An 18,710-nucleotide genomic window follows, 5' to 3' on the forward strand; every position below is an offset into this window, starting at 1 on the left:
AGGGGGATTACCATCCATGCCTGCGAAGGGAAATGGCCGAATAGACGGCACACCTCTTCGGGAATGAGGTCGTCGCCAAATAATCGTAGCGACGCTTCACATCTGTTGATGAAGCCCATCTGTCTCCCTGTTCACGACTGACCGCTTGTGGCCGGAGGCTGCTTAAAAGGCATCACCTAAGCATAGCGGACGCGCAGCGTCTCACTTTACAAGCGCTCGTCGTTAGAACCATGGATCGAAGTACTCGGGAGCAGAAGCCTTGCCTCCCTCATTGGCGCACCAAACCGTAACACGGCGCCTGACGTTGACAGCACCAACACCAAGCCGCCCTTGATTGTTATTTGATCAAATGGATTGGATTGATCCGAAACAAACGTCCAAACAGGTTCATGATTTTGCAGCGATTCCAAAACGACTACGCCGATTGAGCCGTGTTCCGCAGCCTCTCCGCACTTAACTATGTACTGTCCACCATACAACTCTTCTTGCGCCAGAATCGCGACATTGAGCCAACCGCCAAGTTCCCGTTTTTCACGTACCCTGGCCATTCTGGTTGCGTGCACGTCGTAGAGATCACCATTGCTGCACAGAAGGCCAATGCAGCTTCGCACCTCCTGGTTCTTCCACTTTGTTGCCATCACCGTCATTGATTCCATACTTAGAAATGGGCAACTGCATGCCCTGAATTAAACAAGCTCTATTCTATCGGGCGGCTGCTCTTGCAGTCGTTAGCGTCGCTGAAAGCAGCCCGGGAAAATTCGACGCAAAATCGACTTGCGTTCAGAATCGTTGAAGACGATTGTGTTCTTGCCCGTAAAGGCAGGCAAGCAGCAGCGCATGCCTGTTCAACGTCCGCTCCCGGCCAACAGCAGCTTTCCAATATCTTTTTCTGCGCACTTAATCAATGCCCATTTCATCCAGCCAAGATTCAAGTCCGAGTTCTTTTGCGGTTTGGATAAGGCATTTCTTTTCCTCGACGGAAGTTTTTTTCAACTCCGCTGAAATCTCTTCAAGTACCGCGACATCGTCGTCCAAGGCGTCGCCGGCTCGACTATTTATATATTGTGTGGCGAAAATTATGGCGCGTGCAAGTGTTTTGATATGACTCTCCGTGAATCGAAAAATATGCTCATCGGCGTCCGTCTTTGGCCGCTAGCGGCCCATGAGCATAACGACTTAGCAAGCGAGAAAAGTCACGTATTGTCACGTCAACGCGAATGACTGTTCCTGGCCGATGTCAGCCCTACGGCGTACGGCAACTGTCGCCCCAGAGCAGAGGCAGAGCGCCACATGTTTAATCGTGCAAAACAATCTGAACTTCGATGCTTCGCGTTGTCGCAAGCGCGCGGAGAAAGGTGCGGAGCATTCGAATCTCATCGCCAATCGCGCCGCTAGCACTTGGCAGGCCACAGACTAACACCCGCGCAGGTAATGCACACTCGCTGGCATTACAGAGCATATCTTGAAGAAAGACCCAAGTTATTTCCGTATCGATTGGCACGCCAAAAGCGACCGCAACGGATTGACGAACGAACAAAGCATTCTTGGCGTAGGTAAGATCTATCGTTACTTGCTTGGTGCACATATTTGTCGAGTCAATCATGGCCTGGCGCAGCTCTAACGCAGCGTCCGCTTCTGTAAACGGAAAAACCCAGCACCGATATTATACAAACGTATAATAAACAGTACTGGGTTTCTATACAGCTTGCGCTGTAACTCCTTGAATCTAATGGTCGGGGCGAGAAGATTCGAACTTCCGACCCCATGCACCCCATGCATGTACGCTACCAGGCTGCGCTACGCCCCGACGAGGTGGGAATTATAGCAGACGCTTTTAGGTTTTTGCCATGCTTTTGCGCGCGATTCATGTCGATCTGCGCAAACTTTTTTGCATGGGCCGCTCAAGCGCCCTATTCGCTCAGCAGCAGCGCCGTCAGGACGATGCGAAAGCCCGCGATCAGCGGTTCGACCTTCACGTCCGGATGATGAATGAAGCGCACGGGCAAGCCCTGATACAGCGCCACCAGGGCATCGAGGCGCCCCTGCAACATTTCCTCGTCGGCCGGCAAGCCGCGCTTGATGCGCGCATCCCGGATGATGGAGAGAAATAACTGGCGCGAACGCCGGTCCGAGCATTGCAGCATTTCCGCGATCGCCGGATTGCGCGACGCTTCGGCAAAGATTTCCAGCGGCATCATCCACGTGGTCGGGTCCAGCGCTTCGAGCACATGCTCGCCCGCATTGTCGATCACGGCCTGCAGCGGGTCTTCGCGCTGCGCCAGGTCCTGCATCAAATTGGAGACGCGCTCCGTATTCTGCATGACGAAGGCGGCGATGATCGCATCCTTGCTGTCAAAATAATTATAGATGTGGCCCGCGCTCATGCCGGCCGCCTTCGATATCTCGGCCATGCTGGCGCCGTGGAAACCGCGGCGGCTGAAGCAGCTTTCGGCCGCATCGAGCACCTGCTTGCGCCGCGTGTTGGCGCGCTCGGGATCCGGATGCTTCTTTTCAACTTGGTTCATGACTTTTCCAGTAGCGCGCCGGCCCTGCCCTTGCGGGCAAGGCCGGCTTCGGCGTCCCCGTGATTATTGGGCGCCGCCAGCCGCCGCGACGGCTGTCTGCTCAGGCTGCCAACCGCCGCCCAGCACCTTGTACAAGGTGACCAGGTTGGTCGATTTGGCCAGGCGCGCCGTGATCAGGCTTTGCTGCGCCGTGTACAGCGCGCGCTGGGCCACCAGGGCGTTCAGGTAGGACTCGGCGCCCTGCTTGTAGCGCGCATCGTGGATGGTGTAGCTCTTCGTCGACGCCTCGACCAGCGAGACCTGCGATTGCAGGCGCTCGTCGATGGTGCCGCGCTGGGCCAGCGCATCGGACACTTCGCGGAAGGCGACCTGGATCGCCTTTTCGTATTGCGCCACGGAGATTTCACGCTGTACCTTGGCGATATCGAGGTTGGCGCGGTTCACGCCGCCATCGAAGATCGGCAAGCTGATCTGCGGCAAGAAACTCCACGTGCCGCTGCCCGCCTTGAACAGGCCCGACAGGTTGTCGCTGACCGAACCGGCCGTGGCCGTCAGCGAAATGCGCGGGAAGAAAGCCGCGCGCGCCGCGCCGATGTTGGCGTTGGCGGCGCGCAAGGTGCGCTCCGCCGCCAGCACGTCGGGACGGCGTTGCAGCACGTCCGACGGCACGCCGGACGGAATGTCCGTCAGCGCCGTCACGGTGCCGAACTCGGCCGGCGGCAACAGGTCGGCCGGCACGGGGCCGCCCACCAGCAAGACCAGCGCGTTCTGGTCCAGCGCCACCTGGCTCGTATAGACAGCCACGTCGGAACGGGCCGACTCGACGCTGGTCTGGGCATCGTACTTGTCTAGGCCCGAGGTGGCGCCCGCGCTGAAGCGGCGCACGGCCAGGTCATACGACGACTGCTGGCTCTTCAGGGTGTCCTGCGCCACGCGCAGACGCTGCTGGTCGGCCACCAGGTTCAGATAGGTGCTGGCCACTTCGGCCACCAGGCTGATCTGCTGCGCACGGCGTGCTTCTTCCGTGCCCAGGTATTGTTCCAGCGCGCTGTCGGACAGGCTGCGCACGCGGCCGAAGAAGTCCAGCTCGTAGGCCGACACGCCCAGGTTCGCCGTGTACTGGCGGTTGATGGACGCTTCGCCCGTCGGGCTGGCATTTTTCGAAATGCGCGTGGCCGACTGGCCGCCCGATGCCGACAGGGTCGGGATCAGGGCGGCGCGTTCGATGCCGTAGGTGGCACGCGCCTTCTCGATATTCAGGATCGAGACGCGCAGGTCGCGGTTGTTGGCCAGCGCCAGTTCCAGTACCTGGCGCAGGCGCGCATCGGCAAAGAACTCGCGCCAGGCGACGTCCGCCACCGGCTTGGCGTCGGCGGCGGCCGTGTCGGCCTTGTAGGAAGGGCCCGTCGGCCACGCCGTCGGCGCCGGCGCTGCCGGACGCTCGTACGTGGGAGCCAGGCTGCAACCGGCCAGCAAGGCCAGTGCCGCCATGGAGAGTAGTGATTTTTTCATATTAATGTGCATCCTTGGAAAGCGTGACGGCTGGCGAACCAGGCGTCGCCGGCGTGGCGGGCGCGTCCGGCTTCGAGAAGAAGCCGCGCACCAGCACGAAGAACACCGGCACGAAGAAGATACCGAGGAACGTGGCCGTCAACATACCACCCAGCACGCCGATACCGATGGCGTTCTGGCTGCCGGAACCGGCGCCGCTGGAAATGGCCAGCGGCAACACGCCCAGGCCGAAGGCAATCGAGGTCATCAGAATCGGACGCAGACGCAGACGCACCGCGTGCAAGGTCGCGTCCAGCAGCGACATGCCCGATTCCTGCATTTCCTTGGCAAATTCCACGATCAGAATGGCGTTCTTCGCCGACAGACCCACCACCGTGAGCAAGCCCACCTGGAAGTACACGTCGTTCGACAGGCCGAACAGCCACGTGCCGAGCACGGCGCCGATCACGCCCAGCGGCACGACCAGCAGCACCGAGAATGGAATCGACCAGCTTTCATACAGCGCAGCCAGGCACAGGAAGACGATCAGCAGCGACAGCGCGTACAGCTGCGGCGTCTGCGAACCGGATTCGCGCTCTTCCAGCGACACGCCGGTCCAGCTGAAGCCGATGCCAGGCGGCAGCTTGGCCACCATCTCTTCCATCGCGTTCATGGCGGCGCCCGTGCTCTGGCCCGGTGCCGGCGTACCGAGGATCTCTACCGACGGCAAGCCGTTGTAGCGTTCCAGGCGTGGCGACGCGTAAATCCACTTGCCGGTGGCAAAGGCGGAGAACGGCACCATCTGGCCAGCCGTGTTGCGCACGAACCACTTGTTCAAGTCTTCCGGCAGCATGCGCGATTCGGCATTGCCTTGCATGAACACTTTCTTCACGCGGCCACGGTCGAGGAAGTCGTTCACATACGAGCTACCCCAGCCCACGCTCAGCACGCGGTTGATTTCCGATATCTGCAAGCCCAGCGCGGTGGCTTTCTGCTGGTCGATGTCGATCTTGTATTGCGGCGTATCTTCCTGGCCGTTCGGGCGCACGCCCACCATGGCCGGGTTTTGCGACGCCATGCCCAGCAACTGGTTACGCGCCGCCATCAGGGCGTCATGGCCGACACCGCCGATATCCTGCAGCTGCATGTCGAAACCGGTGGCGTTACCCAGTTCCAGCACGGCAGGCGGGGCGAACGTAAACACCATCGCATCCTTGATCTGCAACAACTTGCCCATGGCGCGGCCGGCCACGGCCGGCGCTTTTTGCGCCACGTCCTTGCGCAGCGACCAGTCTTTCAGGCGCACGAAGGCGATACCCGTATTCTGGCCGTTACCGCCGAAGCTGAAGCCGGCGACGGCAAACACGGAAGCGACGTTGTCCTTCTCGCTGTTCATGAAGTGGTCTTCGACCTGTTCGATCACTTTCAGGGTGCGCTCTTGCGTGGCGCCCGTCGGCAATTGAATCTGCGTAAACAGGATGCCCTGGTCTTCTTCCGGCAGGAACGAAGTCGGCAGGCGCATGAAGATGAACACCAGGCCAGCCAGCAGCAGCACGTACAGCAGCATCGAGCGGAAACGGTGCGTGATCATGGCGCCGACCCAGCCCTGGTATTTATTGCTGCTGCGGTCGAAGCTGCGGTTGAACCAGCCGAAGAAACCCTTGTTCGTCGCGTGATGGCCCTTCTCGACCGGTTTCAACAGGGTGGCGCACAAGGCTGGCGTAAACACCAGCGCGACGACGACGGACAGCACCATCGACGACACGATCGTGATCGAGAACTGGCGGTAAATCACGCCCGTCGAACCGCCGAAGAAGGCCATCGGCACGAACACGGCCGACAGCACCATGGCGATACCGACCAGCGCGCCCGTGATCTGCGTCATGGACTTGCGCGTCGCTTCCAGCGGCGACAAGCCCTCTTCGCTCATCACGCGCTCGACGTTTTCCACCACCACGATCGCATCATCGACCAAGAGACCAATGGCCAGCACCATGGCGAACATGGTCAGCGTATTGATCGAATAGCCGAAGGCATTCAGGATGCCGAAGGTACCGAGCAGCACGACCGGCACGGCCATGGTCGGAATCAGGGTGGCGCGGAAGTTTTGCAGGAACAGGTACATCACCAGGAATACCAGGATGACCGCTTCGACCAGGGTCTTGACCACTTCCTCGATCGACAGTTTCACGAACGGGGTGGTGTCGAACGCCACCTGGTAGCTCATGCCTTCAGGGAATTGCTTGCTCAAGTTGCCCAGCATGGCTTTCGCCGCATTGGCCGTATCGAGCGCGTTGGCGCCCGTCGCCAGCTTGATCGCCACGCCGGTGGCCGCATGGCCGTTGTAGCGGGCCACGGTGTTGTAGTTCTCGCGGCCCAGTTCCATGCTGGCCACGTCCTTCAGGTACACCATGGCACCGTTGGTCGTGGTTTTCAGCAAGATGGCGCCGAACTGCTCCACCGTTTGCAAACGGCTTTGCGCCGACACGGTGGCGTTCAGCTGCTGACCCTTGACGGACGGCGTGCCGCCCAGTTCACCGGCCGACACTTCCGCATTCTGCGCCTGCACGGCCGTGATCACGTCCGCCGGGGTCAGGTTAAAACTTTGCAGCTTGGCCGGGTCGAGCCAGATACGCATGGCGTACTGCGAACCGAACAGGGTCACGTCGCCCACGCCGGCAACACGGCTGAGCGGATCGACGACGTTGGCGGCCACATAGTCGCTCAAGTCGGTCTGGTCCATCTTGCCGTTTTCGGAAATGAAGCCGAACACCATCAGGAAGTTCTTCGTCGCTTTCGACACGACAAGACCCTGTTGCGTGACAGCCGTCGGCAGCAGTGGCGTGGCCAGCTGCAGCTTGTTCTGTACCTGCACCTGGGCGATGTCGGGATTGGTGCCGCTGGTAAACGTCAAGGTGATGCTGATGCCGCCAGTCGCATCGCTCGACGAGGACATGTAGCGCAAGCCGTCGATACCCTTCATCTTTTGTTCGATGACTTGGGTGACCGCATCTTCCACGGTCTTGGCGGAGGCGCCAGGGTAGGAGCCGCTGATCGAAATCGACGGCGGAGCGATGCTCGGGTACTGCGCGATCGGCAGGCTGAGGATCGAAATCACGCCGGCAAGCATGATGACGATCGCGACCACCCAGGCAAAAATCGGGCGGTCAATGAAAAAACGGGCCATTAATATTCTCCTGAATTAGTGGGCGCTGGCAGCCGATGCGGCGGCAGAAGCGGCAGCGGCGGGCGCTGGCGCAGGAGCAGCTTCGGCCTTGGCCGGCACGGCAACGGCTGGCGCGCCTGGCTTGACTTTTTGCAAGCCTTCCACGATCACGCGGTCGCCTGCGGCCAGGCCGGACGTCACCAGCCAGTTGGTGCCGACGGTGCCGCTGGTGGTCAGCACGCGCTGCTCGACCTTGTTTTCCTTGTTCAGGATCAGGGCCGTGGCCTGGCCCTTCTGGTTGCGCGTCACGCCCACTTGCGGCACGGTAATGGCTTTCTCATCGACGCCCGTTTCCAGCTGCGCACGCACGTACATACCTGGCAGCAATTCGCCTTTCGGGTTCGGGAACAGCGCGCGCAAGATCACGTTGCCGGTGGTCGGATCGACCGTCACGCCGGCAAACTGCAGCTTGCCCGATGCGCCGTACTTGCTGCCGTCCGGCAGGATCAGGTCGACCTTGGCCTGGCCTTCGCCCACTTTCTTCAGTGAGCCGTCGGCCATCTGGCGCTTCAGGCGCAGCAGGTCGGTGCTCGACTGGGTCACGTCGACATAGATCGGATCGAGTTGCTGCACGGTGGTCAGCGCTTCGGCCTGGCCTGCCGTCACCAGCGCGCCGGCCGTCACGGTCGAGCGGCTGGTGCGGCCGCTGATCGGCGCCGTCACGGTGCTGTAGCGCAGGTTGATGTTCGCCGATTCCAGCGCCGCGGTGGCGGACTCGACGTCTGCCTTCGCTTGCTCGAACGCGGCGACGGCATCATCGTACTCTTGACGGCTGACGCCTTCGATGGCCACCAGTTCCTTGTAGCGCGACGCTTTCGGACCGGCCGTCAGCAGGTTGGCCTTGGCTTTCGACAGGGCGGCCTTGGCCGAATTGGCGGCGGCTTGGTAAGTAGCGGAATCGATCTGATACAGGGCCGTGCCCGCTTTCACATCGCTACCCTCGACGAACAGGCGCTTCTGGATCAAACCGCCCACTTGCGGGCGCACATCGGCGACCTGGTAGGCATTCGTGCGGCCGGGCAATTCGGCGCTCATCGGCAACGCGGCCGGATTAACAGTAAACACGACCACCTGCGGCGCTTGCTGCGCGTGAGGTGCTTCCTGTTTTTTACTGCAGCCGGCCATGATTACAGTGGCGCACAGAACGGCAATAGCGCCGCTCGTACGCGGCGACGTCAGGGAAAAGGTTGGTTGCATCTTGGACTTTCTGAAAAAGAAGCTGGCTAGTGTCGTTAGAAATGACTAAATTTATTAACGCAGATCAAAGAATGAACGATCATTCTAAAATCGTCAAGCAGCGTTACAATTGAAACAAAGTAACCTTTAAGCGTTTTTTGTTGCTAATGATGCAATTAAATGGCGACAACAACAGCAGGTGCGCACCAGCAGGATCCATCGGAAATTCAGGCCGGCGGCGGCAAAACGGCAAAGCGGGAGAGTTGGATTGAATCAATACTTTAGCAGGGTCAAGATTTCTTTGCTGAGCCTGACGACAAGTGTGCAACACTGCCGGCCCCGGCTTGCATGGCGCCCGTGATTATTTACCAATGGTATCGAAAAGACATGCCGCAGCGGACGCGCTAATATATTGACCACAGCGTGGCGAAGCGAGGACGCGATGACGACAGCACAGGCGCAAGGAACGGCGCAAGACGATGGCGCGGGCGGCCTGGACGCGCCGCCACTGCTGTCGACGGGCATCCCTGGCCTCGACACCATATTGACGGGCGGCCTGCTGCCCGAGCGCCTGTACCTGCTCGAAGGCGTGCCAGGCACAGGCAAGACCACGCTGGCGCTGCAGTTTCTGGCCGAAGGGGCGCGCAAGGGCACGCCCGTGCTGTATATCGCCCTGGCCGAATCGGAAATCGAGCTGCGCGCCGCGGCCCTGTCGCACGGCTGGGACCTGGCCGGCATCGCCATCGAAGAAGTGGCGCCCAGCGACGATATACTCGACCCCGAGCGCCAGTACACGATCTTCCACCCGTCGGAAATCGAACTGGCCTCGACCAACCAGCGCATCCTGGCCGCCATCGAAAAGCACCGTCCGGCCCGCCTCGTGCTCGATTCGCTGTCCGAACTGCAGCTGCTGGCGGAAAACCCCTTGCGCTACCGGCGCCAGGTCGTGGCGTTGAAACAATACCTGGCCAGCCGGCACTGCACCACCGTGCTGATCGACGACCGCTCCGCGCTGGACGACGGCTTGCAAGTGCGTAGCGTGGCCCATTGCGTGATCTCGCTGGAGCTGCAAAACCAGGACTATGGCAATGACCGGCGCCGCGTGCGGGTGGTGAAATACCGGGGCGTGGCGTTTCGCAGCGGCACGCACGACTACAAGATCGCCCGTGACGGCCTGGTCGTCTATCCCCGTCTGGTGGCGGCCGACACACGCCGCGATGGCGGCCATCGGCGCCTGTCGAGCGGCGTGCCCGAACTCGACGCCATGATAGGCGGCGGCCTGGAAGAAGGCATGAGCACGCTCCTTTCCGGCCCCGCCGGCAGCGGCAAGTCCACCCTGGCGGCGCAATTCGTGCACGCGGCCACCGCGCGCGGCGAACCGTGCGCCATGTTCCTGTTCGAGGAAGCGCGCAGCAAGCTCCTGACCCGGGCCGACAGCGTGGGCATGCGCCTGCAGGAGGCGCTCGACACGGGTTTGCTGAGCGCACAGCAGATCGATCCGGCCGAGATGACACCGGGCGAATTCGCCCAGGCCGTGGTCGACGCAGCGCAGCGGGGCGCCAGGGTGATCGTCATCGATAGCCTGAACGGCTACATGCATGCGGTGCCCGATGAACGCTTCCAGAGCACCTACCTGCATGAACTGCTCAATTACCTGAGCCAGCACGGCGTGGCCACCCTGCTCGTCGGCGTGCAGCAAAACATGCTGGGCACCTCGATGACGACGGCGGCCGACGCCAGCTACCTGGCCGACAGCGTCATCATGCTGCGCTACTACGAAACGGAAGGCGAGGTGCGGCAAGCCATTTCCGTCTTCAAGAAACGCGACAGCGCGCACGAGCGCACCATCCGCCGCTTCGAGATCAGCCCGCAGGGCATCCGCATCGGCCCGGCCCTGGCTGGCTTTCACGGCATCCTGTCGGGCTTGCCCACCATCGGCGGCACGCCTTTCCCTTAGGACTACCATGGAGCAGCGCATCCTGATCTACGCGCCTGCCGGCCAGGATGCCGCCCTGGCCGGCACGGTATTGGCGGGCAGCGCCATCGCCAGCCACGCCTGCCGCTCGCCCGGCGAACTGGCCGAGCAGCTGGCGCTGGGCGCCGGCGGCGTGCTGACGGTGGAAGAGGCGCTGCATGCTGGCGTGTACACCGTGCTCGACGCCTATGCCCGGCAGCAGCCGGACTGGTCCGACTTGCCCATCATCCTGCTGACGCACGCGGGACTCGATTCCCTGCCCGTGCGGCAAGCTATTTCCACCCTGGGCAACCTGACCCTGCTGGAACGCCCCGTGCACATCCTGACCCTGATCACCTCGGCGCACGCCATGCTGCGCGCGCGCCAGCGCCAGTACCAGTTGCGCGAGACGCAGCGGCGCAAGGACGAATTCATTGCCAGCCTCGGCCATGAACTGCGCAATCCGCTGGCGCCCATCAAGTCGTCGGTGACCCTGCTCAAGCACCTGTTTCCGGCATCGGCACAGGTCGGCAAGGTGAGCGCCGTGATCGAGCGCCAGGTGACGCACCTGACACGGCTGGTGGACGACTTGCTCGACGTGGCGCGCATCAGCAGCGGCAAGGTCCTGCTGCAGCGCAAGGAGTTTGAGTTACAGCAAGTGCTCGAGCATGTCATCGAACTATGCCTGCCTGCGGCCAGCAGCCGGCACATCCGCATCACCGTCGATCTACCGCCGCATGCCGTGACATTGCACGCCGACTATGCCCGGGTGGTGCAGGTCTTTGCCAATATCGTCTCGAATGCCGTGAAATTCACGCCGGACGGCGGGCTCATCCACATTACGGCACGCCTGGCGCAGGGCCAGTTGCACGTGATGATCGAAGACAATGGCATCGGCATCGACCCGGACGCCATCGCGCGCATCTTTTCCATGTTTGAACAGGGACGCACGGTGGCGGGCCAGATGACCAGCGGCCTGGGCATCGGCCTGAGCCTGGCGCGCCAATTTGCCGAAATGCATGGCGGCAGCATCGAGGCCTACAGCGACGGCCCCGGACGTGGCAGCCGCTTCATCGTCACCCTGCCGGCCAGCGCCGGCGGTCCCGCGCCCGCCACGCCGTCCGCCGCCGGAGGCGGCACGCCCGCCGGCGCGGGCCAGCCCGTGCCAGTGCTGGTGGTGGACGACAACCGCGACGCGGCCGATTCCCTGCAAAGCCTGTTCCAGCTCGAGGGCTATGCGGCCCAGGTCGCGTATGGCGGCGCGCAGGCGCTGGCGGCCGTCGACAGGATATGGCCGCAACTGGTGGTGATGGATCTGGGCATGCCGGACATGGATGGCTACGAGGCGGCGGGCCAGATCCGCCAGCGCGCGCAGGGGCGCGACGTGCTGATGATCGCCTTGACTGGCTGGGGCCAGGGCGAGGCGCGCGCGCGCACCGAGCAAGCCGGTTTCGACCATCACCTGACGAAACCCGTGGATTTCGACGCCATCACCGCCCTGCTGCGCGCGCACCTGGCGCGGCAGGAAGGGACGGCTACGCAAACGCCATAGCGCTTATTTCCACTTGCCGCGCAGTTCCTGCACCTTTTGCTGCAGCAGTTCCGGCGTGGCGGCCTCGGGCGCCACGGGCATGCCCACGGCCAGCGACAGACGCGAGCGCAAGCCCGCCTTGAAGGCGCGTTCGAACAAATGGCCGTTGCGATGGCTCAACAGATGACCCCACAAGCCGCGCAGCGCCAGCGGAATCACGGGCACCTTGCTGCGCTCGACGATCTTGGCGATGCCGCCCTTGAATTCGCTGATCTGGCCCGTGCGGGTCAACTTGCCTTCGGGGAAAATGCAGACGAGTTCGCCTTGATGCAGCGCTTGCGCGATATCGATGAAGGCTTTTTCCATCAGGAAAGGATCTTCCTTGGCCGGCGCGATGGGAATCGCCTTGGCCGTGCGGAAAATCCAGCCCATCAGCGGCATCTTGAAGATGCGGTGGTCCATGACGAAGCGGATCGGACGGGGGCTGGCCGCCATGATGACGATGGCGTCCACATAGCTGACGTGGTTGCAAACCAGCACGGCCGCGCCTTCCGCGGGGATGCGCTCGCCATCGACGACTTTGACCCGGTGCACGGTCTGGATGAGTATCCACGCCAGGAAGCGCATGAGGAATTCCGGCACCAGCGAGAAGATGTAGGCGGCCACCAGCGCATTCAGAATCGCCGTGACGAGGAACAGCTGGGGTATGGTGAAGCCTCGTCCCAGCAGCACGATGGCCACGCCGGCGGCCGCCACCATGAACAGGGCGTTCAGGATATTCATGCCGGCGATCGTGCGCGAAATGTGTTTCGGGTCGCAGCGGGTCTGGATCAGCGCGAACAGGGGCACGATGAAAAAGCCGCCGAACACGCCGATCATGACGATGTCGATCAGGATGCGCGGCACGCCCGCCTGGCCCACAAACGCCAGCGCGTCGACCACCTGCGTGTTGACATACGCATTGCTGGCGAAATACAGGTCGATGCCGAACAGCGACAGGCCGATGGAGCCGAACGGCACCAGGCCGATCTCGATCTTGTGGCCCGACAGCCGCTCGCACAGCAGGGAACCCGTGCCGATGCCGACGGAAAACACCGTCAGCAGCAGCACGAACACGCTGTGGTCGCCATGCAGGAAATCCTTCGAATACACGGGAAACTGGGCCAGGATCAGGGCGCCGTAAAACCAGAACCAGGAGTTGCCCAGCATGGCCAGGAAGACGGGACGGTTCTTGCGCGAAAAATTCAGGTTGCGCAACGATTCGGCGACAAAATTCAGACTCACCTTCAAGTCCGGCTCGGGCGCGGGCGTGCGCGGCACGCGGTAGCTGGCGATCAGACCGAAGACAGCCACGGCGATGGTCGCGCCGGCCACCAGTTCCACGCCCAGCGGCTTGTGCACGATCAGCACGGCGCCGAGGATTTCACCCAATAAGATGCCGACAAAGGTGCCCATCTCGATCAGGCCATTGCCACCCACCAATTCCTCGGGTTTGAGCTGCTGCGGCAGATACGCATACTTGACGGGACCGAACAGGGTCGAATGCACGCCCATGCCCACGACGGCCGCCACCAGCAGCCACAGCGTGTGCGTCATCCAGCCGGCGGCGGCCACGGCCATGATGGCCAGCTCCATCCATTTGACGAGACGCGCCAGGCCCGCCTTTTCAAACTTGTCGGCCAGCTGGCCGGCCGTGGCCGAAAACACGACGTAGGGCAGGATGAACAGGCCGGGAATCAGATTCGTGATGGTGGACGGGTCGAGCGTGGTCCAGCTCAGCGCATCGTAGGCGAGGATCACCATCAGGGCCGTCTTGAACAGATTGTCGTTGAAGGCGCCAAAGAACTGGGTCCAGAAGAAGGGCCCGAAACGGCGCTGCGACAATAAGGAAAACTGGCTGCTTTGACTCATGGCATGGGGAACCGGCAATTAAGGAATTGCTAAAATACAGCACTATCTTGCGCGCGACAATCTGAATGTCGTCATATTGCTTGGCGTCAATACGGGAAACAGCCTGCCACGCCATGCTGGCCATGTCTTCCTGATGCCGCCCCTGGCACTTGCCCTGACGCAACAGAAATCGCCAGTCTCTTGATAATAAGGTAATGTGCGCATACTTCGGGCGCCTTCGCCCTGCCCTTCCAGGAAAGCTACTCCATGTTTGGATTGATCACGCTGTTCATCCTAGGCTTGCTGATTACCGCCTTCGTGCTGGCATTGCAATACCGCAGAAAGGTGGCCGATCTGGAGCTGCTGACGGCGCGCCTGCGCAAGGAAGTCAACGGCATCCAGCAGCGCCTGCAAGCGCTGGAAGGCCAGGCCGACGCGCCAGTTGCCCCGCGCGCCGTAGAGAGTGTTGTGCCTGTGCCTGTGCCTGTGCCTGTTTCCGTGCCGACGCCGGTGCCCCAAGCGGCCATGACCGAGCCGGTCGAACTGGCAAAGGCGGCGCCGGCAGTGCCGGCGCCAGCCCCGCCCAAGCCTGCGCCGCCCGCCGCGCCGGCTCCCGCCAAACCTGTCCCCGCCGCCCCGAATACCCCGTCCTGGATCGCGCGCCCGGATGGCCTGTTTGCCAAGGCGAAGAACTGGCTGTTTACCGGCAACCTGGTCGCCAAGCTGGGCTTGCTGATCCTCTTCCTCGGCGTCAGCTTCCTGCTCAAGTATGTGTCGGCGCAGGTCACGCTGCCCATCGAACTGCGCCTGGCCGGCATCGCGCTGGCCGACATCGCCCTGCTGGCCTGGGCCTGGCGCATCCGCGTCAAGCGTCCCGGCATCAGCTTGCCGCTGCAGGGAACGGCGCTAGCGATATTGATGCTGGTGACGTTCGGCGCCTTCCGCCTGTATGAACTGATCCCGGCCGGCCTGGCGTTTGCCGTGCTGTTCGTGCTGACGGCGTTCACGTGTTTGCTGGCCGTGCTGCAAAACGCCGTCTGGCTGGCCGTCTTCGGCATCGTCGGCGGCTTTGCCGTGCCCTTGCTCGTGTCGACGGGCAGCGGCAACCATATCGGCCTGTTCAGCTATTACGCGCTGCTCAATGCGGGCGTCTTCGCCATCGCCCTGAAACGCGCCTGGCGCGTCCTGAATGTGCTGAGCTTTGGCTTCACCTTCGTCGTCGCCACCACCTGGGGCCTGCTGCGCTACACCTCGGACGACTACCTGTCGACGCAACTGTTTTTGATCCTGTTCGTGCTGTTCTATATCGGCATCGCGATCGCCTACTGCGCACGCCAGGCGCCGCGCCTCAAGCACTACGTGGATGGCACGCTCGTGTTCGGCACGCCGCTGGCCGCCATGGGCCTGCAATACAGCCTGGTCTGGAATTTTAAATTTGGCCTGGCGTTTTCCGCCCTGGTCGCCGGTTTGACGTACACGGGGCTGGCCGTGGCCCTGTGGCGCAGGAACGGCTTCAAACTGCTGGCCGAAGCCTTCCTCGCGCTGGGCATCGTCTTCGGCACGCTGGCCATCCCGTTCGCCCTCGATGGCCGCTGGACGTCGGCCGCCTGGGCGCTGGAAGGCGCGGGCATCGTCTGGGTCGGCTTGCGCCAGCGCCAGACCCTGGCTTGGGCCTTCGGCCTGCTGGTGCAGGGGGCCGCGTGGCTTGCCTTCCTCATCGCCATGCAGCAACTCAATACGGCATTGGCCCTGCAGGCCAACATCTGGCTCGGCTGCGCGCTGCTGGCCGCCGCCGCGCTGGTGATGGCCTACAATTTCCGCCGCCATGGCAGCCCCTTGCATCCGGAGTTCATGAGCAGCATGTCCGTGCTGTTCCTGACAGCCGCCACGGTCTGGCTGCTGGGCGGTATCTGGAGCGAGATCCTGCTGCGCACGGACGCAGCCACGCAACTGAACCTGCTGACGATCAGCGCGCTGGCCGTGGCGGCCCTGCTGGCCTGGGTAGCGCGGCGCGAACAATGGCATGCGCCGCGCGCGCTGCTGCTGGCCGTGCAGGTACTGGCCGGCATGGTCATGCTCAGCCGCGCCAGCTGGGCCTGGGACCAGCATCCGGCCAGCCTGTTCGGCGGTTCCTTCCTCAGCGCCCTGCTGCTGGGCGCCGGCGCCTTTGCCAGCGCCCGTTTCCTTGCGCTGCGCGCGCGCGGCGGCGACGAACTGCTGGCCCTGGTAGCGCGCCCCCTGCTGGTCTGGAGCGGCTTGCTGTGGTTTGCCGCCATCCTCGTGCCGCTCGTCAGCTGGCTGCTGCGCCTGATCGACGGCGACCTGACCATGCAGCCGCACGCGGGCGAACACTGGCTGGCGCTGTATCTGATCGCCGTATCCGTCACGACGCCCGTGTTCGCCATCCTGGCCCGGCGCCTGGACTGGCCGCAACTGCGCTGGTTGACCGTGGCCGCCTGGCTCGGCCTGGGCCTGTGGAGCGCCAACCTGCTGCTGGCGCTGTATGTGCGCGATTACCTGCCGACGGGCTTGAGCTGGCTGGCGCTGGCCTGCGCGCTGGCGGCCGGCGAATACCTGCTGCGGGCTTGGCCGCAAGCGAGCTGGCCACTCGACGTGCGGGCGCTGCGCCTGCTGCACACGCTGCGCACGGCCGCGCCATGGCTGATGTTGTGGCCCGTGGGCGCCATGCACGTCGGCGCCTGGCTGGCACACCATGAAGACAGCGTCAGCCCCGCCTGGGCCCGCTACTTGCCGGCCTGGGCCATGATGCTGGTACTGGCCTGGCTGATCCGCCGCTGCCGCGCGGGCGCCTGGCCGGTGGCGCCGATTGCCGCGTGGTACCAGCGCACCCTGATACCGCTGGGCGCGCTGTGGTCGCTGCTGCTGATCGCCGCATGGAACGTCTTTGACGACGGCGCCATGGCACCGCTGCCCTACTTGCCGCTGCTCAATCCGCTGGACCTGAGCACGGGCTTTGCCGTGCTGCTGGCCATTGCCAGCTACCGTTTATTCCCGGCCGGACAGATCCCGCTGCCGCCCCTGTGGCAGGCGCGCTTGCCCGTCGTGGCCGCGTGCTTGCTGTATGGCTGGTTCAACCTGATGCTGCTGCGCACGGTCTCGCACTACCTCGGCGTGCCCTACACCTTTGACGCCATGCTGGCCTCGCAGTTCGTGCAAGCGATGCTGTCGCTCGTGTGGAGTGTCACGGCCCTGCTGCTGATGCGCCATGCGGCCCGCCAGCAGCGGCGCCAGCAATGGAGCATGGGCGCCGTGCTGCTGGGACTGGTTGTCTTGAAACTGTTCCTGATCGACCTGTCGAACGTGGGCGGCATCGAACGCATCATCTCTTTCGTGGGTGTCGGCTTGCTGATGGTCTTGATCGGCTACCTGGCACCTTTTCCCAAGGCTGCCGCGACAGCGCCGGCCGAACCGCATCCGGGAGCCGCATGAAACCCATATTGATCTGTTGCAGCCTGCTGCTGGCGGGCGCCGCGCTGGCCGCGCCCGGCCAGGACCGGCCGCAGGACTATCGCTGGAGCATGCCCATCCAGGTGCCGGCCGGCGCGGGCATCGTCCAGCTATCGTTGCCCAGGGAAGTCTACCTGCACGCCAGCTCGGCCAGCCTGGCCGACCTGCGCCTGTTCGACGCCGACGGCAAGCGCCTGGCCTATGCCATCGGCGCGCCGCCCGCGCAATCGGCCACGCAGCGCACGAACATTCCAGCCCGTATCTTCCCCGTGACGGGCACGCCGGCAACTGGCGATGGCTTGCAAGGCATCGATATCCGCACGGCCGACGATGGCCGGCTGCTGTCGGTCAGCACGCGCGCCGGCACGGCAGCGGCGACGACGGCGCTGCAGGCGCTGATCCTCGACCTGGGCAAGCAAGCGCAAGACAAGCGCATCTCCGCCCTGCGCTTCACGCCGCCGGCCCGCACGGACAATTACAGTGCACAAGTGCTGCTGGAAGTAAGCGACGACCTGAAGCAATGGGACGCCATCGGTACCACCACCTTGAATTGGCTCAGCAACAGCGACACGCAAACCCTGGCCAACGACAGCATCGCCTTTGCGCCGCGCGCGTTTCGTTATGCGCGCCTGAGCTGGCAAGCGGGCGAACCGCTGGCCTTTGCCGCGATCACGGCGCAAGCCGTCAGCGAAACGGACATCGCCGCGCCGCGCGCCAGCGTCGTGCTGCAAGGTGCGCCCGGCAAGCAGGACAATGAATGGAGCTACGCCACGCCCCTCGCCATTCCCGCCGACAGCATCGCCCTGCAATTGACGCAGACCAATACGGTGCTGCCCGTGACCCTGGGCGTGTATCGCCAGAACAGCTATGTTCCCCGGCACCGGCTGCACCTGCGCCAGCAGGCGCGTCCCGCGCAAGGCGCGTATTTCGATCCCCTGCTGAGCACGACGTTTTACCGCATCGGCCTCGATGGCAAGGAACGGATTTCGGGCGACTTGGCCATGCCCGTGACGCAGACCAGCGAATGGGTGCTGCAGACATCCACGGAACACCCGCTCTCCGCCGGCGATGCACCCGCCTTGCGCCTGGGCTGGACACCGGCCACCGTCGTCTTCCTGGTCAACGGCAAGCCGCCCTATCAGCTGGCGTTCGGCAACAGCAACGCCGCCGCCGTCGCGCAGCCGCTGTCGCAAGTGGCGCCCGGCTTCAAGGCAGACGAATTGCTGACGCTGAAGACGGCCAGCGCCGGCCCGCTCCAGACCAACGCCGGCGCTGAAGCCCCTCCACGCGTCACCAAGGACGGGGCACCGTGGCGCCTGGCCGCACTGTGGGCCGCGCTTCTGCTGGGCGTGGCCGTACTGGGCTTTTTTGCGTGGCGTTTGCTGACGCAAATGAAAGAGGAACAAGGCAGTCCGGACAAGCAGGAACATTAGCCGCTTGGCCGCGACA

The 18,710-nt window shown here is 63.2% G+C and carries 12 protein-coding genes and 1 tRNA gene; 4 read left to right on the forward strand and 9 right to left on the reverse strand.

Annotation, left to right across the window (positions count from 1 at the left end):
• Positions 1 to 206: 206 nt before the first annotated feature.
• The 8 genes from JAB4_RS22275 to JAB4_RS22310 form a co-directional block, all read right to left on the reverse strand.
• Positions 207 to 647 carry a hypothetical protein gene (locus JAB4_RS22275; RefSeq protein WP_070219164.1) on the reverse strand — a complete coding sequence of 147 codons (441 nt, stop codon included), beginning with the start codon at positions 645 to 647 and terminating at the stop codon, positions 207 to 209.
• A gap of 250 nt (positions 648 to 897) precedes the next feature.
• A complete protein-coding gene (locus JAB4_RS22280) occupies positions 898 to 1,035 on the reverse strand; it encodes a hypothetical protein (protein ID WP_162995750.1) in 138 nt (45 codons plus the stop codon).
• Between the two features lie 259 nt (positions 1,036 to 1,294).
• Positions 1,295 to 1,603, reverse strand: a complete 309-nt coding sequence (locus JAB4_RS22285) for a hypothetical protein (protein ID WP_070219163.1) — start codon at positions 1,601 to 1,603, stop codon at positions 1,295 to 1,297.
• Between the two features lie 127 nt (positions 1,604 to 1,730).
• Positions 1,731 to 1,807, reverse strand: a tRNA-Pro gene (locus JAB4_RS22290).
• A gap of 103 nt (positions 1,808 to 1,910) precedes the next feature.
• Positions 1,911 to 2,525, reverse strand: a complete 615-nt coding sequence (locus JAB4_RS22295) for a TetR/AcrR family transcriptional regulator (RefSeq protein ID WP_070219162.1) — start codon at positions 2,523 to 2,525, stop codon at positions 1,911 to 1,913.
• A 63-nt stretch (positions 2,526 to 2,588) separates the two neighbouring features.
• Positions 2,589 to 4,037 (reverse strand): AdeC/AdeK/OprM family multidrug efflux complex outer membrane factor, encoded by a 1,449-nt coding sequence (gene adeC, locus JAB4_RS22300; protein ID WP_070219161.1) that lies wholly within the window; start codon positions 4,035 to 4,037, stop codon positions 2,589 to 2,591.
• Position 4,038: 1 nt separating this feature from the next.
• Entirely contained in the window at positions 4,039 to 7,203 is a 3,165-nt protein-coding gene (locus tag JAB4_RS22305; RefSeq protein WP_070219160.1) for an efflux RND transporter permease subunit, read from the reverse strand.
• Positions 7,204 to 7,218: 15 nt separating this feature from the next.
• On the reverse strand, positions 7,219 to 8,439 hold the full coding sequence (locus tag JAB4_RS22310) for an efflux RND transporter periplasmic adaptor subunit (RefSeq protein WP_070219159.1): 1,221 nt from the start codon (positions 8,437 to 8,439) through the stop codon (positions 7,219 to 7,221).
• Between the two features lie 421 nt (positions 8,440 to 8,860).
• Between JAB4_RS22310 and JAB4_RS22315 the strand changes: the two genes are divergently transcribed.
• Positions 8,861 to 10,375 (forward strand): ATPase domain-containing protein, encoded by a 1,515-nt coding sequence (locus JAB4_RS22315; protein WP_083286944.1) that lies wholly within the window; start codon positions 8,861 to 8,863, stop codon positions 10,373 to 10,375.
• A gap of 7 nt (positions 10,376 to 10,382) precedes the next feature.
• Positions 10,383 to 11,924: an ATP-binding protein gene (locus tag JAB4_RS22320; protein ID WP_070219158.1), complete on the forward strand. Its 1,542-nt coding sequence runs from the start codon at positions 10,383 to 10,385 to the stop codon at positions 11,922 to 11,924.
• A gap of 3 nt (positions 11,925 to 11,927) precedes the next feature.
• Here JAB4_RS22320 and JAB4_RS22325 read toward each other — a convergent pair whose 3' ends face one another.
• Positions 11,928 to 13,814: an MFS transporter gene (locus JAB4_RS22325; protein ID WP_070219157.1), complete on the reverse strand. Its 1,887-nt coding sequence runs from the start codon at positions 13,812 to 13,814 to the stop codon at positions 11,928 to 11,930.
• Positions 13,815 to 14,060: 246 nt separating this feature from the next.
• On the opposite strand from JAB4_RS22325, the gene JAB4_RS22330 reads away from it, so the two are divergent.
• On the forward strand, positions 14,061 to 17,243 hold the full coding sequence (locus JAB4_RS22330) for a DUF2339 domain-containing protein (RefSeq protein WP_070219156.1): 3,183 nt from the start codon (positions 14,061 to 14,063) through the stop codon (positions 17,241 to 17,243).
• Positions 17,240 to 18,694: a DUF3999 family protein gene (locus JAB4_RS22335; protein WP_070219155.1), complete on the forward strand. Its 1,455-nt coding sequence runs from the start codon at positions 17,240 to 17,242 to the stop codon at positions 18,692 to 18,694. Before JAB4_RS22330 ends, JAB4_RS22335 begins: the two co-directional genes overlap by 4 nt.
• The last annotated feature ends 16 nt before the right edge of the window (positions 18,695 to 18,710 follow it).

The organism is Janthinobacterium sp. HH102 (assembly GCF_001758625.2).
Classification (GTDB): Bacteria; Pseudomonadota; Gammaproteobacteria; order Burkholderiales; family Burkholderiaceae_D; genus Janthinobacterium.